The following is a 21360-nucleotide window of genomic DNA, read 5'->3' as shown; positions in this document are numbered from 1 at the left end:
TCGCCTCAGTCCTCTTGCTGGATCGGCGCCCAGCTGGGGCCGGTCTCCGCCAGCTCGGGGTCGACCTTGGCGAACAGCGGGCTGGGCTTGGCCAGCGGGGTGCCCGGGGTGATCTGGGTGCGCGCCCACCGGGCCTGCTCGGCGGCGTAGTCACCCATGATCACCGGGTAGCTGCGGCCGGCGTCGGGCAGCCCCTCTCCGACGAGCTCGACCGGCATGTCGTCGGTGACCTCGTGCACCTGCGGGGCGGCGGCCCACACACCCTGCCCGCCGATCGCTCCGTGGATCTGCTGCGCGGCCGACGGCAGGTACGGGGTGAGCAGCGTGTTGGCGTCTGAGACGACCTGCAGCGCGGTGTGCAGGACGGTGCCCAGGCGCTCGCGCTGGTCGGGCTCCTTGGCCAGCTTCCACGGCTCGGTGGCGGCGATGTAACGGTTGGCCGCGCCGACGATGCGCATGGCCTCGGTGGCGCCGGCCTTGAACCGCGAGCGCTCGAGGTGCGCGCCGACGGTGGCGAAGGCCGACTCCGCCTCGCGCAGCAGCTCGGCGTCGATGTCGGACAGGGTGCCGGGCCGCGGGATCTCGCCGAAGTTCTTGTGCGCCATCGACACGGTGCGGTTGACGAGGTTGCCCCAGCCGCCGACCAGCTCGGAGTTGGTGCGACGCACGTACTCGTCCCAGGTGAAGTCGGTGTCGTGGTTCTCCGGGCCCGCGACCGAGATGAAGTAGCGCAGCGCGTCGGGGCCGAACTCGGCCAGGAAGTCGCGCACGTAGATCACCACGCCGCGCGAGGACGAGAACTTGGACCCGGACATGGTGAGGAACTCGGACGAGACCACCTCGGTGGGCAGGTTCAGTGCGCCCAGCGCCCCGGGCTCGCCGCCGTGGGCACCCCGGCCGTCGTAGCCGATGAGCTCGGCCGGCCAGATCTGGGAGTGGAAGGTGATGTTGTCCTTGCCCATGAAGTAGTGGGACACGGCCTCGGGGTCGGTCCACCAGCGCCGCCACGCCTCGGGCTCGCCGGAGCGCCACGCCCACTCGATGGAGGCGGACAGGTAGCCGACCACGGCGTCGAACCACACGTAGAGCTTCTTGTCGCCGCGATTCTGCCACCCCTCCACCGGGATGGGGATCCCCCAGTCGATGTCGCGGCTCATCGCGCGCGGACGCAGGTCCTCGAGCAGGTTGAGCGAGAACTTGAGGACGTTGGGTCGCCAGTCCTTCCGCCCCTTGAGCCAGTCCCCCAGCGAGTCCGCGAGCGCAGGCAGGTCGAGGAACCAGTGCTCGGTCTCGATGAACTTCGGGGTCTCGCCGTTGATCTTGGAGACCGGGTTCTTCAGGTCGGCCGGGTCGAGCTGGTTGCCACAGTTGTCGCACTGGTCGCCGCGGGCGCCGTCGTCACCGCAGATGGGGCAGGTGCCCTCGATGTAGCGGTCCGGCAGGGTCCGCCCGGTGGACGGGCTCACCGCACCGGTGGTGGTCTTGGCGACCATGTAGCCGTTGGCGCGCAGGCCCCGGAACAGCTCCTGCACCACCGCGTAGTGGTTCCGCGTGGTGGTGCGGGTGAACAGGTCGTAGCTCAGGCCGAGGCCGGCGAGGTCGTCCACGATGACGCGGTTGTAGCGGTCCGCGAGCTCCTGGACCGGCACGCCCTCCTTCTCGGCCTGCACGAGCAGCGGCGTGCCGTGCTCGTCCGTACCCGAGACCATGAGGACGTCGTTGCCGGCCATCCGCTGGTAGCGCGAGAAGACGTCCGACGGCACCCCGAACCCCGAGACGTGTCCGATGTGCCGGGGGCCGTTCGCGTACGGCCATGCGACCGCGGTCAGGACTGTCTTCGCCATGGGCTACAGACTAGTGGTCACGTCCGCGGGGGCCGTGCCGGGCGTACACCCGCACGCCCGGCGCGCCCCCGGGGTCGCGTCAGGCCGCCTCGGCCGCGGGATCTCGCGAGAGCGATTTGTGGATGGACACGCACAGCGCGATCAGCACCAGTACGAACGGCGAGGCGGCGATGATCGTCATGTTCTGCAGGCTCGACAGGGCGTCGCCGCCACCGTCACCGGCCACCAACATGATGATCGCCACGGCGGCGGTGAACGATCCCATGAGCATGACGAGCCAGCGGGTCGGCTCCTCCACGCCGCGCTGGGCCATTCCGCCCATGACGATCGACGCCGAGTCCGCGGAGGTGATGAAGAAGATGGCGATGAGGACCATCGCCACCACCATGAGCACGGGCGCGAGCGGCAGCTCGCGGAGCAGGTTGAACAGCTGCGGCTCGAGTGCCCCGTCGCCGAAGACGCTGCGTCCGGCCTCCTCGAGATAAAGCGCGAAGCCTCCGAAGATGGAGAACCAGATCACCGACAGGGTGCTGGGGATCAGGACCACGCCGATGATGAACTCGCGCACGGTGCGCCCACGGCTGATACGTGCCAGGAACATGCCCACGAACGGCGACCAGGAGATCCACCACGCCCAGTAGAAGACCGTCCACCCGGAGAGCCATTCGGCGGCCTCACCGTTCTCGCTCACCGCGGTGCGCGAGGCCATGTCGAAGAAGTTCGAGAAGTAGGTGCCGATCGTGGTGGGGATGAGGTCGAGCATGAAGAACAGCGCGCCGGAGAAGATCGCCACGAACAGCGCGAGCGACACCGCCAGGATGAGGTTGATGTTCGACAGCAGCTGGATGCCGCGGCTGATCCCGGAGGCAGCCGAGGCGAGGAACACCAGGCCCAGGACCACGATGACGCCCACGACCAGGGCGATGCCGCCACCGCTGACCGCGCCGGTCTCGTTGAGCCCGGCGCGGATCTGCAGGGCGCCCAGGCCGAGCGAGGCGGCGGTGCCGAAGATCGTCGCGAGGATGGTCGCGATGTCGAGGACTCTCCCCATCCACCCCGCGGCCCGCTTCTCGCCGATGAGCGGGACGAAGGCCTGGGAGATGAGGTGGCCGCGCTTGAAGCGGTAGGCGGCCAACGCGAGCGCGAGCCCGACGATCGCGTACATCGACCACGGGTGCAGGGTCCAGTGGAACGTCGTCGTGGCCATGGCCACGTCGTACTGCTGCTCCTGCCCCGGCGGCGGCTCCTGGAAGTGGGTGAGCGGCTCGGACACGCCGTAGAACATCAGCCCGATGCCCATACCCGCGGCGAACATCATGGCGATCCACGACCGCGTGGAGAATTCCGGCTTCTCGTCGTCACCGCCCAGGCGGATGCCGCCGAACCGGGACAGGGCCAGGTAGATCGCGTAGACCACGACTGTGGTCGAGACGAGGATGAACAGCCATCCCACCGTGTCCACCACCAACGAGAACGCCTCACCGGCGGCGTTCTCGAACGAATTCGTGTAGAACGAGCCCCAGAGCACCACGATGAGCGCGATGATCGTGGTGGGCACGAGGACCGTGAAGTCGACGCCCGGACGGGGCCCGCGCACAGGGTCCTCTGGGCCGTCATTCGACGCGTCGAAAGCTTTCTCTCGTGACTTTGGCATACGTCGAACCCTGTCAACAATCCAAGGTGAGCGCAAGATAATAACGCGCTTATCGGACCCTGGCGTGGGTTCGACGCCCCGGGGTGGCACGATCGGACGGTGCCCGATTCCACCCCCACCGTGCCGGCGCTCCTCCGCGCCCTCCACGAGCGGTCGCGGGCCCTCGGGATCGGTCCCCCGGCGGCGTTCCTCGGCGACTGGCGCGATTCCCCTGCGGTGATCATCCCGTCCGTGGACCTGCGGCCGACCCGGCCCGAGCAGGTCTTCTCGGTGGCCGGCGACCTCGTCGTCGTCGGGTTCCGCTCCTTCCCCGACCACGTACCGGACGACGCCCCCCTCCTGCCCGCGGCGGTCCGCGGCACGGCCACCGGCAGGCTCACGCTCGCCCCCGACGGCCGGTGGCGGGGCGACGGCACCGCCCCCGACCCGCACGAGGTGGTCCGACGGTACGGGCCGCCGTCATCCGGGGGCGCCGGTGACGACGAGGGCGTTGGCGACGACGACGAGGTCGGCATCCCCCTCACCTGGGCCGCCCCCGACCGTCGCGCGCACAGACGTGCCGTGGTGGACTGCCTCGAGGCGATCCGCGCCGGCGAGGTCTACCAGACCTGCCTGAGCACGCGCCTCGACGGCAGGCTCCGCTCGGACCCGCTCGAGACCTTCCTCTCCCTGGCCCGCCGCGCCCCCGCCGCGCGGTCGGCGTACCTCGAGGGCGAGTGGGGCGCGGTGCTGGCCTTCTCGCCCGAGGAGTTCCTCGTGCGCACCGGCGACGACGTCCGCACCAGCCCCATCAAGGGCACGGTGCCCGCCGACCGCGACCCCGCCGAGCTCCTCGCCTCCGCCAAGGACGTCGCGGAGAACATCATGATCGTCGACCTCGCACGCAACGACCTCGGACGTGTGGCGGACGTGGGTTCGGTGAGGGTGTCCGACCTGCTCGCCGTCCGTCCCGCGCCCGGCGTCCACCACCTGGTCTCCACCGTCACGGCGCGGACCTCGGTGGACCACGACGCCCTTGTGGCCGCCACCTTCCCGCCCGCGTCGGTCACCGGGACCCCCAAGCAACGTGCCCGGGAACTCATCGCCGGCTGGGAGCCGCGGTCCCGCGGCCTGCACTGCGGCACCTACGGGTTCGCGACCGCCGACACCCTCGACCTGGCGGTGGCCATCCGCACCCTCGAGGTGGCGCCGGACGGCCGCTGCGAACTCGGGGTGGGCGGCGGGATCACCATCGACTCCGACCCGGACGCCGAATGGGACGAATGCGTGCACAAGGCGGCGTTCACCTGGGGCGGCGGGCCCGCGCCCTGGCTCTGAGCCGCCCCGCCCCTCAGGCGCGTGAGTCGAGCACGGCCTGGTAGAGGTCCCGCTTGGTCACCGCCGACCCCTCGGCCACGGCGGCGCAGGCGTCCTTGAGCCGCTCCCCCGCCTCGACCCGCTCCTCGACGACCTCCACGAGGTCCTCGAGGGTGGCGGTCGACCCGGCGGCGTCGGCACCCTCGACCACCACGACGATCTCCCCCAGCACGCCGCCGGCGGTCCGCTCGGCCAGCTCACCCAGGGTCCCGCGCAGGACCTCCTCGTAGGTCTTGGTCAACTCCCGGCACACCGCCGCCCGGCGGTCCGCGCCCAGGACCTGCGCCGCCTCGGCGAGCGTGTCGGCCAGGCGGTGCGGGGACTCGAAGAACACACACGTGCGCTCCTCCGCCGCCAGCCGGGCCAGCCACGTCCGGCGTCGGCCCGGGCGCCGCGGCGGGAACCCGTCGAAGCAGAAGCGGTCGACCGGCAGCCCGCTGAGCACCAACGCGGTGGTGACCGCCGACGGACCCGGGAGACACGTCACCGGGAGCCCGGCCTCGATGCACGCCACGACCAGCGAGTACCCCGGGTCCGACACCGCCGGCATCCCGGCGTCGGTCACCACCGCCACCACGTCCCCGGCGCGGACCCGCTCGATCAACTGGGGCACGCGACCGGCCTCGTTGTGCTCGAAGAAACTCATCACCCGCCCCCCGATGGTCACCCCGAGGGCCGTCGAGAGGGAACGCAGCCGGCGGGTGTCCTCCGCGGCCACGATGTCGGCGGTCGCCAGGACCTGCCGCAGCCGATCCGAGGCGTCAGCCGGGTTCCCGATGGGGGTGGCCGCCAACACGACACGTCCGGACGTCATGACGACCACCCTATCGGTGGCCGGGCGCATCCCCGCCCGGCGCACGGTCCCCACTATGCTCTGCCTGTGACCTCGACCATCGGCGTGCGCTCACCAGGACGCCCGCTGCCCGCCCCCGACACCGGCCCGGTCGACACGACCCGCGACCTGATCGCCACCGGCGTCATCCTGGTCCTGGCGTTCCTCTCCCGCTTCTGGGGCCTGACCTCGGCCACGGACAAGGGCACCCCGGTCTTCGACGAGAAGCACTACGCACCGCAGTCGTACAACGTCGCCCAGCTCGGCATCGAGGAGAATCCCGCCTACGGCCTGGTCGTCCACCCGCCCGTCGCCAAGCAGATCCAGTCCATCGGCGGCATGCTCTTCGACTACTCCCCCCTGGGCTGGCGGTTCACCGCGGCCCTGGCCGGGGTGCTCGTGGTGCTCATGGTCATGCGCATCACCCGGCGCCTGACCCGGTCCACCCAGCTCGGCCTCGTCGCCGGGCTGCTGCTGTGCCTCGACGGCGTCAGCTTCGTGACCTCCCGCATCGGCATGCTGGACATCTACCAGGTGCTCTTCGTCGTCGCGGCCGCCGGCGCCCTGTTGGTGGACCGCGACCAGATGCGCGCCCGCATGCACCGGACCGCCCTCGAGGGCAGGCTCCACCTGTCGAGCCTGGGACCGCGACTGGGATTCCGCTGGTGGCGCTTCACAGCCGGCGTCATGCTGGGCCTCGCCCTCGGGGTCAAGTGGTCCGGCCTGTACTTCATCGCCTTCTTCGGTCTGATGACCGTGGCGTGGGACTGGGCCCTGCGCAGCCGTTACGGGGTCCAGCGCCCCCTCGCGGGCGCACTGCTACGCGACGCGGTGCCGGCCTTCCTCACCCTCGTCCTCTGGCCGGCGATCCTGCACATGTTCACCTGGCTGCCCTGGTTCGCGAACGAGAACTCCGTGTACCGGCACGTCGTCGGCGACGAGGTCGAGGACAACTGGCTGCCCGACGCGGTGCAGTCGTGGCTGTACTACCAGTCGTCGGTCCTGGACTTCCACTCCACCCTGACCACCTCCGCCGGGAACCGACACCCCTGGGAGTCCAAGCCGTGGACCTGGCCCATGAGCCTGCGGCCGATGCTCTACTACGTCGAACAGGGCGAGGGCATCGCCGGCTGCGGGGAGACCTCGTGCGTGCGCGCGATCATGCTCCTGGGCACCCCCGCCATCTGGTGGCTGGCCATCCCCGTCCTGGCGTGGGCGTTCTGGCGCGCCGTCATCTGCCGCGACGGCCGCTACGCGTTCCCACTGGTGGGCTACATGGCCGGCTATCTGCCGTGGTTCTTCCAGCACGACCGCCAGATGTATTTCTTCTACGCCTCGGTCATGGCGCCGTTCTTCGTCATGATGATCGCGCTCGTGCTGGGCGAGATCGCGGGCAGGGCCACCGACTCCCCCCGGCGGCAGCTCATCGGCCGTGCGATCGTCAGCCTGTACCTCGCGCTGGTCGCGGTGAACTTCATCTACGCGCTGCCCATCCTCTCGGGGATGCCCATCACGCAGACCGAGTGGAGCCACCAGCTCTGGCTACCTTCCTGGCGCTGACGGAGAGCTCCCCCACGCTGAGCGCTCGCTGATCACCGGCTCGGCGCCGCCTGATCCCCGCGCCCCGCGGCCGGGGACGAGGTGTCGCCGACGGTGTGCGGTCAGTACCGTCGCGGCAGTGAACGAGCTATCCCTTCCCTTCGCCGATCTCCCTATGAGCGACGTGACCCAACAGTGGCTGGTCGAGAAGCCGGTCATGATCGCCCTGTACCTCGTGCTGGCGCTGCTGGTGCGGTGGGTGCTCCACCGGGGCATCGACCGGATCACCGCCCCGTCGAAGAACGCGTCCCCGTCCTCGTGGCGGCGCCGCCGACAGGAACGGGCCGACCAGCGCGCCGGCGCGCACACGGTCGACCTCGACCCCGACGGCGACCGCGGTGAGGTCACCGCCGACGAGAGTGGCGGTCTCACCGCCGCGAGCCTGAAGAAGAACAGTCGACGACGCTCCGCGGAACACGTGCGGACCGAGCACCGGCGCGCGGAACGGCGGGCACAGCGGATGGCCACCATCGGGTCGGTGCTCAAGTCGATCGTCTCGTTCGCCGTGCTCGTGTGGGTGGTGCTGCAGACGCTGGCCATCGTCGGCGTCAACGTGGCGCCCTTCATCGCGTCCGCCGGGATCGTCGGCGTCGCCCTGGGCTTCGGCGCCCAGGCCCTCGTCCGGGACTTCCTCTCCGGACTGTTCATGCTTTTCGAGGACCAGTACGGCGTCGGTGACTGGGTGGACCTGGGCGAGGCCGAGGGCACGGTCGAGCACGTGGGACTGCGCGTCACCTCACTGCGGGACCTGCACGGGACGCTCTGGTACTGCCGCAACGGCGACATCCAGCGCGTCGGCAACTACAGCCAGGACTTCGGCGTGGCGTTCCTCGAGATCCCCGTGTCCTACACCGCCGACGTCGACCGGGCGTGCACCGTGGCCATCGAAACCGCCAGGCAGGCGGCGGCCGAGGAGCCGATCGCCTCGAACCTCATCTCGGGCCCGGAACTCCAGGGCGTGAACGCGCTGGACGCGGACTTCTGGTCCCTGCGGATGACCGCGGTGACGCAGGCCAACACCCAGTGGGCCACCGAGCGGGAGCTGCGGCGCCGCATCCGCAACGCCTTCGACGAGGCCGGCATCGACGCCCCGTACCCGGACGGCCTCCCGGTGTCCGCGATGCGCGCGATGGCCTCGGGGTGAGGCCAGGGCGGCGACAGCCGTCCCCGCCCGGTCGGCGCTAGCCGCCCAGCACCCTGTCGATGCTGAACCGGCCGGCGCCGACCGCCGCCACGAGCAGCGCCCCCACCCCGAGCGCCACCACGAGTTCCCAGCCGTTCTGCGTGATGAACGGGCCGTTGGTCGCGTGGACGAAGTAGAACGCGCCGGCCATATCCACGCCGAGCAGGATGCCCGCGAGCGGGGTGAGGAGCCCGGCGATGAGGGCGGCCCCGGCCACCAACTCCACTCCGGCGACGATCGCGGCGGTGACGGCCGGCTGCGGGATGCCGTAGCTCGAGAACTGCTCGGCCACCCGGCCCAGGCCGAGGGTGAAGAACTTCTGCCATCCGTGGGCCGCGAACACCACCCCGAGCCCGACACGGGCCAGGAGGATCGCGGCGTCCCGGAGGGTCTCCATCCCCCTCACGGGAGGATGCCCCGGCCGGCCTTGGCGAGCCGACGGTGGAGTGCCATCATCGCGAGCCGGTACAACGGCGGGGCGAACTTCTGCGCGGCGAAGCCGATGCGGACGTCCGGGGAGGTGTAGACGATGTAGCGCCCCTTGCGCACGCCCTCGAGCATCTTCTCGGCGGCCTGGTCCGGGGTCACCGCGTGGCGCCGGAACTGGTCGACGGTCCTGGCCACCTCGGGATCGGACCTGTCGACGCCCGCGATCTCGACGGTCTCCACGAGCGGGGTGTCGACGCCGCCGGGGCAGACGAGGTGCACGCCGATGTCGTACGGCGCCAGGTCGAAGCGCAGGACCTCGGCGACGCCGCGGATCCCGAACTTGGCGGCACTGTAGGCGGCGTGCCACGGCAGGCCGAGCAGACCGGCGGCGGACGAGACCAGGACGAGCGCGGCGGGCTTGCGGGCGGTCATCATCGCGGGCACGAATGCCTCGACCACGTGGATGGTGCCCATGAGATTGACCTCGACCATCGACCGCCAGACTCGGTGCTCGAGCAGATCCGGGCGGCCCCAGGCCGAGTTGCCGGCCACGTGGAAGATCGCGTCGGGCGCACCACTGTCGGCCACGACGCGCTCCCCGAACGCCATCACGGCCTCGTGATCGGTGAGATCGAGCGCCTCGGCGACGAGCACGGGCGCACCGGCGTCCCGGCAGGCCTGCTCGGCGGCGGCCAGCCCCTCGGCGTTGAGGTCGGTGAGCACCAGGCGCGCACCCTCGCCCGCGAGCCGGAGGGCCGCCGCGCGACCGATCCCACTGGCCGCGCCGGTCACCACACAGACCCTGCCCCGGTAGTTCTTGATCCGTCGCCTCGACATCTACTCCCCCACGTCCGGGCCCGGATCGAAAAGCGGCGGGCCACCCGATGTGATCACCGTAGCGGCCCGACGGGGCACGTGAGGCGGGGACGGGCGGGCGCGTCCGCTCTACACGGGTGGCGTGGGGCTCGTCGCCTGGAGGGTGTCGTGGCCGCCGCGGGCGGGGATCGGCGGGACGTACTCGCGCAGCACGCAGCGGCTGCCGCTGTAGATGGTGGCCATACAACGGTTGCAGTGCACGCAGAGCGACCGGCGTCGGTCGTCCTCCTTGAGCTTGTTGGGCAGGTCGGGCTCACGCAGCAGGCCACGGCCCATGGCGACGAACTCGAAACCGGCCCCCATCGCCTTGTCGATGGACGGCCGGTCGACGATCCCGCCGAGCAGCATCATCGGCAGGTCCACGGCCTCGCGGATCTGCCGGGCGTCGTCGAACATGTACGCGTCGGTGTACGGGTACTCCTTGAACATCTTCGGACCCACGACCTTCATGCCCATCTTGATCACCGCGGGCTGGGTGGCGGCGAACTCCTCCAGGGGCGCGGCGCCCTTGAACAGGTAGATGGGGTTGAGCAGGGAGCTGCCGACTGTCATCACCAGCGCGTCGGCGGAGCCGTCCTGCTCGAGCCACTGGGCGACCTGGCGGGCCTCGTCGATCCAGAACCCACCGGGCACGCCGTCGTCCATGTTGAGTTTGATCGTCACCGCGATCTTGTCGCCCATGGCGTCGCGGATGGCGCGGCCGATGCGGCGGGCGAAGCGGGCGCGGTTCTCCAGCGATCCGCCGTAGGAATCCTTGCGCCGGTTGAGCTTGGGGCTGAGGAACTCGCTGACGAGGTAGTTGTGACCGAAGTGCACCTCGATGGCGTCGAAACCGGCCTCATACGCACCGCGGGCGGCGCGGACGTGGTCGGACACGATCCGGTCGATGTCCGCCTCCGTGCACGCCTTGGTGATCGCCAGGCCGGTGGGCGCCGGGATCCGGGACGGCCCGAGCGGGGGCAGCCCGTTGGACGACCCGTTGGCGACGGCCCCGGCGTGACCGACCTGGGCGGAGATCGCGGCGCCCTCGGCGTGCACGGCGTCGGTGAGCTTGCGCAGCATGCCACCGTCGTCCATTCCCCAGTGGTATTGGTGCTTGTCGGTGCGGCCCTCGGGGGAGGTCGCGAGGTAGGCCACGGTCGTCATGCCCACGCCGCCGCGCGCGTACTCGGCGTGGAACTCGATGAGCTCGTCGGTGATGCGCCCCTTGGGACAGCGCCCCTCGAAGGTCGCGGCCTTGACGATGCGGTTGCGCAGCGTCACGTTGCCGATCTTGCCGGGGCTGAAAACATCGGGTGCGGGTGTTCCGGGGGCGAGACTCATGAGCAGAACTATAACCTGTTCCACCCGCCCCGTCCCCTGTCTGGCCAGCGCATTTGTCGTGATTCGCCGCAGGCACCCTACGCCGGGCGGCGCTACCGCCCGCCACCTGCAGACCATAGGTTGGCCTTACCCGCTTCAGACGCCCGCACCGATCTCCACGAGAGATACGCCGCAGGCGGTCGTCACGATCCCCGATCCCATCAGTCCTCCCGTCGGGGATCCGAGGCACCGCCGACCGCGCTCCCGATGTGGACCGCGAGCACGGCCAGCGCTGAGGCGCCCTCCGGGGTGCCCGCCACGACCGGGAAGCAATGGATCATCCCGGGCCAGACCCTCAGGTCGATCGTCGCGCCACGCGAGCGACTGGCCTCGACGAAGCGGCGGACGTCGTCGACCACGAAGTCGTCGCCGCCGCACACGATCGCGGTCGGTGGCGCCGACGCGTCGAGGGGGCGCCGGGCGGGTGAGACCCCCGGGTCGTCGACCGGGACGTTCCCGGCATAGGCGTCGCGACAGGCGCGGGCCAGCCTCGGCGGCGTGCGCGGGTCGAACGCGCCACTCCACCGGGCCGCGCCGGCCTGCCGCCCCGGGCCGGTGCGCCCGGCCAGGTCGACCCAGGGGCTGACCAACGCCAGGGCGGCCGGGCGCTCCCCACTGCGGCGGAGGCGGTCGAGCAGCCCGAGGGCGAGGGCGCCGCCCGCGGAGTCCCCGGCGACGGCGACCCGCGCTGCGCCACCGACACGCTCGGCGAGATGACGGAACGCCACCTCGGCGTCGTCGAGGGCGGCCGGGTACCGGTGCTCGGGCGCGAGTCGGTAGTCGGGGACGTAGGCGGTCGATCCGGACAGCCGGGCGAGCGTGGTCGCCATGGTGGCGTGCGTGTCCGCTGAGCCGGCGACATAGCCACCACCGTGCAACACGAGCAACCCAGGGGCATCCGCCGGCCCGTCGATCCAGAGCCCGGGGACGGGAGCACCGTCGGCCGGTCGGGCCACCCGGCGGGATCCCGTGGCCCGCGACGCGCCGGTGGCCACCGCGCGCATCGCCCGGATCCACCTCTCGTCGAACGGGGCGACGGTCAACACGGGTCGGATGACCAGCTGCAGACCGAGGCGTTGGAGGCGGGCCCGCAGGCTCGGCCTGCGGGTGAGGGTGATCCGCCGGTCGGCCTCGGTGACCACCCGACGCGCCAGCAGGGCGACGAGGGCCTCGAGGACCCTGGCTACTACCGTGCCGACGAACCGATCGGACGTCCGGATGGAGCACTCCCACTCGAGCTCGCCGCCGCCGCCGGGCAGCGCGCGCACCGTGACGCGGCCGGGGTGACGTCGGCCGAGCCCGCGCAACAGCGCAGGCGCCCACTCGTGCCACCGCGCGGCGTCGGAGGCGAGGGAGAGCACATCGCCGGGCTCGGCCGAGAAGCGTGCGACGACGGTGAAAGAGTGAACGGCCACTGCCCCAGCTCACCCCAGCGCCAACTCACCCCAAAGCCAACTCACCCCAAAGCGGAAAGGCCGTCCCCGCTTGCGCGGAAACGGCCTTGAGAACTCGTAGTCCTTGGGTGGAGCTAAGGGGAATCGAACCCCTGACCTTCTCGATGCGAACGAGACGCGCTACCAACTGCGCTATAGCCCCTCGCCGCCCTGGCGGGCGACGTTGTCACCCTCGCGGGCGACGATGCCGCCCTCTCGAGCAGCGTGGAATACCTTACCAGGATGGTCGGCCCCCCGACCAAACCGGGCCGTCGATCAGCCCACCGCGCGCCGCAGCGGTACGTGCTGCCGACGCCGGTGATCGTGGTGCCCGGGGTCGGAGTCCAGGTGATCGTCGAACGTATCGAGGACGTCGAACGCCGGGTCCTCGTCGTCGATCTCCAGCACGACCGCACCGGGACGCCGCAGGCGGGGCGGCACCACGGACAGCTCGTCGTCCTCGCGGGACTCCACACCGAGCCGGGCGCGACGCATCCTCTCGACGCGGCGCCGGCGCAGGCTCTCCTCGAGCTTGACCTGGCGGCGCAGGTAGGTGAGGTAGGCGGCGAGCAGCAGAACGGAGCCTCCGGCGAACCACCAGACGGCGGGCACGGTGAGCAGCGCGGCGATCACGGTGACGACGGACAACGCCACGAGGATGAGCGCGGTGCGCTGGCGCGCGTGGGCCCGCTGCTCGGCGGCCTCGCGGTCCGCCATCGGGTCGTAGGCCCCGCGCCCGCGCCGCCGCTCGGCGAAGCTCAGATCGGCGTCGGTGAGCTCGACCTCGGGCTCGGCCGGGCGTCGGCGCCCACGATGGGTGAGCACGGCCTCCTCGTCGATACCCGCGGCGTCCTCGGCATGATCGGTCCGAGCCGCGGTCCGCTCCCCCGCCGTGCCCTCGACGAGCTCGCCGTCGACGACCACCGGTCGCCGGGTCTCGTCGTCCGCCTCCGCGCCCGACACGTCCGAGTCCGCGGCCGCCGAGTCCGCGGCCGCCGCGCCCACGCCGTTCGAACCCATGCCGTTCGAGCGGCGGTCGCCGACCCGGGCGCCCACGGCCGAGGCGGACCGCTCGTCGACCGACGCGACCGCCCGGACCGGGTCCTGCTCGTCGGCCACGGAGACGGTCGGGATCTCGGAGGTGACCTCCTCGGCGGCCGGGTCCCCGGCCAACGCGGCGCGCCGCTCCTCCATCGCCCGGCGGACGGCCTCGCCCCGGCGGCCGGCGGCCTCACGGCGCAGGGTCTGCTCGAGCAGGTGCTCCCACGTCTCGGTGTCGAGCAACTCGGCGTCCGTCGCGCCCGCCCCGGAGGGCAGACCGAAGAGGGAGTCCTCGTCCTCGGCCTGGACCGGGTCGGCGGCGGCACGGCCACGACTGGGTACCAGTCGGCCGGAACCGCCGGAGTAGAGCGTGCGCGTCTGGGCCAGTGCGTCACCGGTGCGGCGGATGGGATTCCGCGACCGGATGAGCATCGGCGCGAGGACGAACAGCCAGACCACCACCAGCAGGATGATCAGCAGCGAGCTCGACATCGATCAGGCCTCCTCGAGCGTCTACCCCGACACGGGACGTCGTGGTGAGGTCCCCACCGTATCGGGGCCCGAGCCCCGTCCAGTGACGGCGCGCCGCAGGTCACGATGCTCAGGACATACTCAGACGCGCGGTCACGCGCGTCGCGCCAGACCCGCCTGCACCAGAGCCGCGACGGCGCCCCGGCCGTGCTCCTCGCGGGTCCGCGCCACCAGGAGATGATCGCGCCACGCCCCGTCGACGTGGAGGTAGCGCCGCAGCAGCCCCTCCTCGCGGAAACCGCACCGGTCCAGCACCACGCGGCTGGCGGTGTTCTCCGGCCGGACGGTGGCGTCGACCCGGTGCAGTGCTCCCGGGCCCAACGCGTGGTCGACCCCCAGCGCCAGGGCGGCGGTGGCCACCCCGCCACCGAGGAAGGGTCGCCCCACCCAGTAGCCGATCCAGCCGGAGTGCAGCGCGCCGCGGACGATCCCGCCCACGGTGAGCTGCCCGCAGAAGCGGCCGTCCAACTCGATGGCGGCGGGCAGGCTCGCGCCGGCGCGGGCGTAACGCTTGAGCTGGGCGTGGACGGGGGGCCAGGCGCGCGCGGAGTTGTTCTCGTGCCAGCGCCCCTCGACGGTGGGCTCCCACGGTTCGAGGTGGTCCCGCTCGAACAACCGCAGCGCCGCCCAGTCCCGGGCGTCGCGGCGGCGGACCGGGCGCAGGGTCACGACCCCGGCGCGCACCCGCACCGGCCCGGCCTCGATCGGCCACCCGGGGCGGGTCACCGTGTCGGCGGCGAACGCGCTCCACGGTCCGCTCACGTCGCCGGCCCGGTCACCCGCGCTGGGCGAGGAACATCACGTCGACCTCGTCACCCGTACGCACCGCGGTGACGCCGGGGTCGATCACGACGAGGCAGTTCGCCTCCGCCAGCGAGGCCAGCAGGTGGGTGGACGACCCCTGGGCGCCGCCGAGGGCGCGGACCAGGTACTCGCCGGTGTCGGTGTCGCGCATCAGTTGTCCGCGCAGGTAGCCGCGCCGACCCTCGACCGACGAGATCGGCGCGACGGTCCGTGCGCGGACGGTGCGGCGCATGGGCTGGCGCTTGCCGAGGGCGATCCGGATGAGGGGGCGGACCATGATCTCGAAGACCACCAGGGCGCTCACCGGGTTGGACGGCAGGAGGAAGGTGGGGACCTCGTCGCGTCCGAGCCGCCCGAACCCCTGGACCGAACCGGGGTGCATGGCCACCCGGTTGACCTCGATCTGGCCGAGCTCGGCCATGACCTGGCGGATGCGGGTGGTCGCCTCACCGCCGGCGGCGCCCGAGACCACGACGAGCTCGCTGCGCACGAGTTGACCCTCGAGGACCTCGCGCAGGCGGGACGGTTCGGTACTGGCGATGCCCACGCGGTGGACGTCGGCGCCGGCGTCCCGGCCGGCCGCGGTGAGGGCGTAGGAGTTGACGTCGTAGACCTGTCCGGTACCGGGCCGGCCGTCGACGTCGACGAGTTCGTCGCCGACGGAGATGACCGCCATCCGCGGCTTGGGGTGGACCAGCACCTTCGCCCGCCCGACCGAGGCGAGCAGGCCGACCTGCGCCGGTCCGATGATGCTGCCCGCGCGCACCGCCACGTCCCCGGGCTGGACGTCGTCGCCGACCCGTCGGACGTAGTCCCCGGTGCGGACGGCGCGGGAGGGGGTGATGTGACGCCCGTCGGCGGTGGCCCATCCGATCGGCAGGACCGCGTCCGCGAGCGTGGGCAGCGGCGCGCCGGTGTCCACTCGGACGGTCTGGCCGGGCTGGAGGCGGGTCGGCTGGCGGGATCCGGCGGTGATCTGACCGACCACGGGCAGTGTCGCCGGTCCGGCCGGACCGTCCCCGCCCTGGGCGGTGGACCCGCCGGCGCGCACGTCGACGCTGCGCACCGCGTACCCGTCGATGGCGGCCTGGTCGAACGCCGGCAGCGGCCGTTCCGCCACGACCTCCTCGGCGCACAACAGACCCTGCGCCTCGGAGATCGCCACACGGACCGGGCGCGGGGCGACCGCGGCCGCCGTCACCAGCGCCAGCTGTTCCTCGACGGAGCGCACCCAGTGTCCCCTTCCCGTACCAGTCACCGCCCGCCGAGCGGGCCCGCCTCACCTACGGCGCTCGTCAGGAACCCAGTCGGTCCGAGAGCCACTCGCGCAGATCGTCCGCGTACGCCGGGTTGTCCAGCGCGAAGTCCACGCAGGCCTTGATGTAGCCGCCCGGGTTGCCCAGGTCGTGCCGCGTACCGTCGTGGACCACCACGTGCACGGGATGTCCCTCGCCGATGAGCAGGTCGATCGCGTCGGTGAGCTGGAGCTCGCCGCCGGCGCCCGGCTCGATCCGGCGCAGCGCGTCGAAGATCGCCCGGTCGAGCACGTACCGCCCGGCCGCGGCGAGGTTGGACGGAGCGTCCTCGGCGGCGGGCTTCTCGACCATGCCGAGCACCTTCTTCACCGACGGGTCATCGGTGTCCTCGACGCGGAACACGCCGTAGGACGACACGTCCTCCGGATCCACCTCGAACGCGCACAGCACGCTGCCGCCGCGGGCCGCGCGGACCGCCGACATCCGGCCGAGGATCCCGAACGGCAGGACGAGGTCGTCCGGCAGCAGCACGGCCACCGCCTTCTCCTCGTCGCCGAGCACCGACTCCACCTGCGCGACCGCGTGACCGAGCCCCAGCGGCTCGTCCTGGCGCACGTCCACGACCTCGATGAGGCCGGGGGCGCGCTGGACCTTGTGCAGCAGGACGTCCTTGCCGCGGTCGGACAGCGTGTCCTCGAGGACCTGGTCCTCGGAGAAGTGCGCCATCACGCCGACCTTGCGCTCGGAGGTGACGATCGCGAGCCGCCCGGCGCCGGCCTCGGTGGCCTCCTCGGCGATGAGCTCGATGCCCGGGGTGTCCACGACCGGTAGCAGTTCCTTGGGCACCGTCTTGGTGGCGGGCAGGAACCTGGTCCCCAGGCCGGCCGCCGGCACGACGGCGGTCCGGAACTGCGGGTCGACAGAGGTACTGGACGTCATGGCGACCACCTTAGACCTCGCACCCGCCCCCTCGGGGTGGCGCCACGCGCGGCAGACTGGGGTCATGCAGTCCGACCGGCCCGATCGCACCGACGAGACCGTCGCCCTCTCGGTCGCCAAGACGCGGTTGCGCCGCGAGGTCCTCGATCGCCGGACCGCGGTGCCGGCGCCGGTGCGCGCCGAGCGCGACCGGAGGATCCTCGGGCGCCTGGGGGGCGTCGTCATCGCCGGGATGGTGGTCTGCGCGTACGTCCCCGACGACGACGAGGCCGGCGGACGGGGTCTGGCCGAGGAACTCACCCGGTGCGGTGCGCGGGTGTTCCTGCCGGTCTCGCCGGTGGTCGGCCCGTTGCAGTGGGCGGCGTACGCGGGGCCGGCGGACCTGGTCCCGGGACGGTTCGGCATCCCCGTCCCGTCGGCCCCGCCCGCCGGGCCGGAGTTCATCTCGGGTGCCGATCTCGTCCTCGTCCCCGCCGTCGCCGTGGACCGGTCCGGGAACCGGCTCGGCCGGGGCGGTGGCTACTACGACCGGTCCCTCGCGTTGACCGGCCCGCACACGAGGATGCTCGCGCTGCTGGACTCCGAGAACGTCGTCGACCACGTCCCCGCCGAGCCACACGACCGGCCGGTCGACGGCGTCATCACCCCGGAGGCGGTTCTCGACTTCGGAACTTGGCACTCGCCGGAGTAGAGTGCCAAGGCGTTATCCGATACTCCTCGGGAGGCCCGATGCCCACCTACTCCTACCGGTGCCGCGACTGCGACGTCGCCTTCGACATCCAGCAGTCCTTCGACGAGGACTCGCTGACGGTCTGCCCCCGGTGCGACGGCACGCTACGCAAGCTCTTCAACACGGTCGGCGTCGTCTTCAAGGGCTCCGGCTTCTACCGCACCGACAGCCGGGCCTCCGGCGACAGCGGCTCGGTCGGCAAGGGATCGGCCGGCAAGGGATCGGGCGGCAGTTCGTCCGGCAGCGGTTCCTCGGGCTCCGGCTCGTCGGACAGCAGCTCCTCGACGTCCGGTTCCTCGGGATCCGGCTCGGGCTCCGGCTCCGGCGCATCCACCGGCTCGGGCTCCTCCTCGGGGTCGTCGACCTCGTCGTCGTCGTAACCGGCACCGTCGTCGTCACCTGCCGGGGCACCGCCCGCCGGTTCTCCCCGCGCGGTTATCCACACCCCCGGCCGTCTCCACAGGCGTCGCACCTCCGCGCGCCCGGAGCGGCATGGCCGCCCCGCCGCGCCGCTACGGTCTGATCGAACGGCACCGGCCCGCCCGGTGCCCACCGACCCGGCGCTCGAGTCGAGCGCACCGACCGACGGGGGACCCCATGCGCCGCACCATCGCCTCGGTGACCACACCCGGGCGGTGGCGGCGGCGCCGCGCGGTTCGGATCGGGCTCGCGGCCGCGCTAGTGGTGGCCGCACCGTTCGTGGACCGATCCGGTGCCCCGGACCCGGCGGACCCCACCGCCCCGGCCGCCGCAGACGCGGGGCCCGGCGACGATCCCGCGCGCGGGCCGGTCCGGGTGGTGCCCGTCCCGCTCGCCGACCCCACCGTGGCCGACCTGCTCCGACCCGGCGACCTGGTCGACCTCGTCGGCACCGCCGACCTCGCCCCGGGGCAGGCACCCGCCCTCGCCGCCCACGCCGCCCGGGTACGGGACGCCCCCGTGGGACGCTCCGGCGCCCGCTCGCTCCTCGTCGAGGTCCCCGAGGCCGACGCCGCCCGCCTCGCCGCGACGGCCGCCGGGACCCCGCTGGCCGTCGTGGTCCACGGTTGAGATGAGGTCAGGAGACTTGGCCGGGTGGTATCGTCGCCGGATCTGAAAGAACCCGCCTGGGAAAGGGGCGCACGATGCTCAAGGGATTCAAGGAATTCATCATGCAGGGCAACGTGATCGACTTGGCGGTCGCGGTCGTCATCGGTAGCGCGTTCGCCACCATCGTCGACGCGTTCACCAGCGCGATCATCAACCCGCTCATCGCTCTGCTGGGCGGGAACAACGAGATCGGTTTCGCCGTCCAACTCCGGGACAACAATCCCGCGACCGTCATGGACTTCGGGATGCTCATCACCGCGATCATCAACTTCCTGCTGATCGCGGCCATCATCTACTTCGTCCTGGTCGGGCCGATGAACAAGATGAAGGAGGCCGCCGCCAAGCGCAAGGGCATCGAGGCCCCCGCCTCGGACAACGACCTCCTCGTGGAGATCCGCGACCTGCTCGCCGGTCGCCCGCTCACGCACCCGTCGGAGCCGGACAGTCCGTCGAGCAACGCCTGATCGACTCCGGTCCGCGTTCCACGGTCTACGTCCCACGCCCCGTCGGCGCCGTCATGGCCGGCGGGGCGTCGGCGTCTGCCGGCGGTGGCGCTTCGTCGCCGTGGAGTCAGCCGTGATGCGGCGGACGCTGATCGCGCCACCAGTCGTCGTCGATCCGACTGTCCGCGGTGCGCGCCTCGTCCGAGGTCGTCTCGGGCAGGGTCTCCCCGAACACCTCGTCGAGTCGCGCCCGGTCCACCGGCCGCGGATCCGTCACAGTTCGTCGAAGGCGGACAACTGCGCCACCACGTACGAGACGAGCGGGCATAGCGTCGCCATCCCGTCGCGGATGGCCGCGCGGCTCGGCGCGAGGTTGGCGACCACCGTGCTGCCGGACACCCCCACGTAGCCGCGCGAGACGATCGAGTCGACCGCGCCGGCCGTGAGACCCGACGACCGGATGGCCTCGGCGATGCCGGGCAGTCGCTGGTCGAGGATCTCCTCGGTGACCTCGGGCGTGATGTCCCGGGGACCGACCCCGGTGCCCCCCACCGTCACGACGAAGTCGAATCCACCGACCACCGCCGTCTCGAGGGCCTTGCGCACCTCCGCCTCGTCCGACGCCACGCCCACGACACCACCGACGAGGAACCCCTCCTCCTCGAGGAGCTCCGTGACCAGCGGACCGATGGAGTCCTCCCGCTCGTTGAGGCGGTCGGTCACCACCACGACCATGGCGCGTCCGGCGATCTGCGGCTCGACCGGCTCGACGGCCGCGGGGTCGAAGTCCATACCGGTGGGGAGCTTGCGGCCTCCGGGCAGAGCCCGCGGGTCAAATCTGGTGCTCATCTGGCCTCTCCCAGCATCACGTCTACGGTGTTCGGCGAATCGCCCTCACGAGAAGCATAGGTGACGGTCACCGTGTCCCCCGGTGCCTGGGACCGGATGGCCGCGACGAGCGCGTCGCCGCCCTCGATGAGCCGTTCCCCCACCCCGGTGATGACCGCGCCCTGCTCGATCCCCGCGCGCTCGGCGGGCCCACCCGGCTCGACGGCACGCACCAGCGCGCCGTCGCCCTCCGGCGAGTCGCTGACCGAGACCCCGAGCACCGCGCGGGTCGCGTACTGCTGCTTGATCAGCTGGTCGGCGATCCGCCGGGCCTGGTCCACCGGGATGGCGAAGCCCAGGCCGATCGATCCCGAATTGCCCGATCCCAACGACGCGATGGCCGAGTTGATCCCGACCAGTTCGCCGTTCATGTTGACCAACGCGCCGCCCGAGTTGCCCGGGTTCACGGCTGCATCGGTCTGGATGGCGTCGATCACCGTGCTCTGGTCCGACTGGGCGCCGCCGGCCCGCACCGGGCGGTTCAGCGCGGAGACGATGCCGGTCGTGACGGTGCCCGACAACCCCAGTGGCGACCCCACCGCGGCCACGGCCTGTCCCTCGGTCAACGTCGCCGAGGTGCCCAGGGCGATGGGGGTGAGCGGGCGGGAGGTCTCCGCCTTGATGACCGCGATGTCGGTGGCCGGGTCCGTGCCGACGACGCTCGCGGGAGCCTTGGAGCCGTCGTCGAAGCGCACCTGGATCTGGCCCCCGGCCTGAGCTGCGCCGATGACGTGGCTGTTGGTGATGATGAGGCCGTCGGCGGTCAACACCACCCCGGACCCCTCGCCGCGGCCCGTCTGGGAACGCACGTCGATCGACACGACGCTCGGCAGCACCTTGTCCGCCACCGCCTCGACGGTGCCGTCGGGCGCCGTCCCCTCGGGTTGGGTCGCGCTGATGGGCGAGGACAACCCCGCCGCGGATCCACCGGCGACCGTCGCACCGATCCACCCACCGAGCCCACCCGAGACGAGCATGGCGGCCACGATGCCGGCCGCGAGCAGGCCCCGGCCCGACTTCCGTTGTCCCGGCGGCGTTCCAGGATCGACACCCGGCCCGGCCCCGGGGTGG

21 protein-coding genes and 1 tRNA gene are annotated in these 21360 nt (G+C 71.9%); 7 read left to right on the top strand and 15 right to left on the bottom strand.

Features of this window, described 5'->3' with window-relative positions; translation table 11 throughout:
- Positions 1-5 precede the first annotated feature (5 nt).
- Positions 6-1844 carry a methionine--tRNA ligase gene (gene metG / locus J1M64_RS17345; RefSeq protein WP_206474941.1) on the bottom strand — a complete coding sequence of 613 codons (1839 nt, stop codon included), beginning with the start codon at positions 1842-1844 and terminating at the stop codon, positions 6-8.
- 79 nt (positions 1845-1923) lie between these two features.
- Positions 1924-3498 carry a BCCT family transporter gene (locus J1M64_RS17340; RefSeq protein ID WP_206474940.1) on the bottom strand — a complete coding sequence of 525 codons (1575 nt, stop codon included), beginning with the start codon at positions 3496-3498 and terminating at the stop codon, positions 1924-1926.
- A 99-nt stretch (positions 3499-3597) separates the two neighbouring features.
- Between J1M64_RS17340 and J1M64_RS17335 the strand changes: the two genes are divergently transcribed.
- Positions 3598-4815 (top strand): aminodeoxychorismate synthase component I, encoded by a 1218-nt coding sequence (locus J1M64_RS17335; protein ID WP_206474939.1) that lies wholly within the window; start codon positions 3598-3600, stop codon positions 4813-4815.
- Positions 4816-4828: 13 nt separating this feature from the next.
- Here J1M64_RS17335 and rsmI read toward each other — a convergent pair whose 3' ends face one another.
- Entirely contained in the window at positions 4829-5668 is an 840-nt protein-coding gene (gene rsmI, locus J1M64_RS17330) for a 16S rRNA (cytidine(1402)-2'-O)-methyltransferase (protein WP_119192043.1), read from the bottom strand.
- Positions 5669-5734: 66 nt separating this feature from the next.
- On the opposite strand from rsmI, the gene J1M64_RS17325 reads away from it, so the two are divergent.
- Positions 5735-7246, top strand: a complete 1512-nt coding sequence (locus J1M64_RS17325) for a dolichyl-phosphate-mannose--protein mannosyltransferase (RefSeq protein ID WP_206474938.1) — start codon at positions 5735-5737, stop codon at positions 7244-7246.
- A gap of 154 nt (positions 7247-7400) precedes the next feature.
- A complete protein-coding gene (locus J1M64_RS17320) occupies positions 7401-8429 on the top strand; it encodes a mechanosensitive ion channel family protein (RefSeq protein WP_206475038.1) in 1029 nt (342 codons plus the stop codon).
- A gap of 37 nt (positions 8430-8466) precedes the next feature.
- On the opposite strand, the gene J1M64_RS17315 is transcribed toward J1M64_RS17320, so the two are convergent.
- The 9 genes from J1M64_RS17315 to J1M64_RS17275 all read right to left on the bottom strand — a co-directional run bounded on the left by J1M64_RS17315 (position 8467) and on the right by J1M64_RS17275 (position 17139).
- Positions 8467-8865 carry a DoxX family protein gene (locus tag J1M64_RS17315; RefSeq protein ID WP_206474937.1) on the bottom strand — a complete coding sequence of 133 codons (399 nt, stop codon included), beginning with the start codon at positions 8863-8865 and terminating at the stop codon, positions 8467-8469.
- A gap of 5 nt (positions 8866-8870) precedes the next feature.
- The gene (locus J1M64_RS17310; RefSeq protein ID WP_206474936.1) at positions 8871-9734 is read right to left on the bottom strand and encodes an SDR family oxidoreductase; all 864 of its coding nucleotides are present in this window, start codon (positions 9732-9734) and stop codon (positions 8871-8873) included.
- A 108-nt stretch (positions 9735-9842) separates the two neighbouring features.
- A complete protein-coding gene (locus J1M64_RS17305; RefSeq protein ID WP_067713288.1) occupies positions 9843-11096 on the bottom strand; it encodes an NADH:flavin oxidoreductase in 1254 nt (417 codons plus the stop codon).
- Between the two features lie 200 nt (positions 11097-11296).
- Positions 11297-12550: an alpha/beta hydrolase fold domain-containing protein gene (locus J1M64_RS17300; RefSeq protein ID WP_206474935.1), complete on the bottom strand. Its 1254-nt coding sequence runs from the start codon at positions 12548-12550 to the stop codon at positions 11297-11299.
- A gap of 108 nt (positions 12551-12658) precedes the next feature.
- A tRNA-Ala gene (locus J1M64_RS17295) sits at positions 12659-12731 on the bottom strand.
- A 113-nt stretch (positions 12732-12844) separates the two neighbouring features.
- Positions 12845-14101 carry a gephyrin-like molybdotransferase receptor GlpR gene (gene glpR / locus J1M64_RS17290; protein ID WP_206474934.1) on the bottom strand — a complete coding sequence of 419 codons (1257 nt, stop codon included), beginning with the start codon at positions 14099-14101 and terminating at the stop codon, positions 12845-12847.
- A 132-nt stretch (positions 14102-14233) separates the two neighbouring features.
- On the bottom strand, positions 14234-14902 hold the full coding sequence (locus J1M64_RS17285) for a GNAT family N-acetyltransferase (RefSeq protein WP_206474933.1): 669 nt from the start codon (positions 14900-14902) through the stop codon (positions 14234-14236).
- Positions 14903-14915: 13 nt separating this feature from the next.
- On the bottom strand, positions 14916-16175 hold the full coding sequence (gene glp / locus J1M64_RS17280; RefSeq protein ID WP_067713280.1) for a gephyrin-like molybdotransferase Glp: 1260 nt from the start codon (positions 16173-16175) through the stop codon (positions 14916-14918).
- Between the two features lie 64 nt (positions 16176-16239).
- Entirely contained in the window at positions 16240-17139 is a 900-nt protein-coding gene (locus J1M64_RS17275; RefSeq protein ID WP_067713277.1) for a UTP--glucose-1-phosphate uridylyltransferase, read from the bottom strand.
- Positions 17140-17203: 64 nt separating this feature from the next.
- On the opposite strand from J1M64_RS17275, the gene J1M64_RS17270 reads away from it, so the two are divergent.
- The 4 genes from J1M64_RS17270 to mscL all read left to right on the top strand — a co-directional run bounded on the left by J1M64_RS17270 (position 17204) and on the right by mscL (position 19422).
- Positions 17204-17830 (top strand): 5-formyltetrahydrofolate cyclo-ligase, encoded by a 627-nt coding sequence (locus J1M64_RS17270; RefSeq protein ID WP_206474932.1) that lies wholly within the window; start codon positions 17204-17206, stop codon positions 17828-17830.
- 38 nt (positions 17831-17868) lie between these two features.
- Positions 17869-18249 carry an FmdB family zinc ribbon protein gene (locus tag J1M64_RS17265; RefSeq protein ID WP_206474931.1) on the top strand — a complete coding sequence of 127 codons (381 nt, stop codon included), beginning with the start codon at positions 17869-17871 and terminating at the stop codon, positions 18247-18249.
- A 238-nt stretch (positions 18250-18487) separates the two neighbouring features.
- Positions 18488-18919 (top strand): hypothetical protein, encoded by a 432-nt coding sequence (locus tag J1M64_RS17260; protein WP_241261747.1) that lies wholly within the window; start codon positions 18488-18490, stop codon positions 18917-18919.
- A 74-nt stretch (positions 18920-18993) separates the two neighbouring features.
- Positions 18994-19422, top strand: coding sequence for a large conductance mechanosensitive channel protein MscL (gene mscL / locus J1M64_RS17255; protein ID WP_206474929.1), 429 nt, complete (start codon positions 18994-18996; stop codon positions 19420-19422).
- Between the two features lie 106 nt (positions 19423-19528).
- Here mscL and J1M64_RS17250 read toward each other — a convergent pair whose 3' ends face one another.
- The 3 genes from J1M64_RS17250 to J1M64_RS17240 all read right to left on the bottom strand — a co-directional run.
- Positions 19529-19678 (bottom strand): hypothetical protein, encoded by a 150-nt coding sequence (locus J1M64_RS17250; protein WP_182636204.1) that lies wholly within the window; start codon positions 19676-19678, stop codon positions 19529-19531.
- Positions 19675-20193 carry a molybdenum cofactor biosynthesis protein B gene (locus J1M64_RS17245; RefSeq protein ID WP_200841576.1) on the bottom strand — a complete coding sequence of 173 codons (519 nt, stop codon included), beginning with the start codon at positions 20191-20193 and terminating at the stop codon, positions 19675-19677. Before J1M64_RS17245 ends, J1M64_RS17250 begins: the two co-directional genes overlap by 4 nt.
- Positions 20194-20246: 53 nt before the next feature.
- A partial coding sequence (locus tag J1M64_RS17240; protein ID WP_206474928.1) for a S1C family serine protease occupies positions 20247-21360 on the bottom strand: 1114 nt, incomplete at its 5' end.

It is taken from the genome of Dietzia sp. KRD202 (assembly GCF_017168155.1).
Classification (GTDB): domain Bacteria; phylum Actinomycetota; class Actinomycetes; order Mycobacteriales; family Mycobacteriaceae; genus Dietzia; species Dietzia kunjamensis.
Note: the sequence above shows the minus strand (reverse complement) of the source record. Positions and strands in the feature narration are given on the sequence as shown.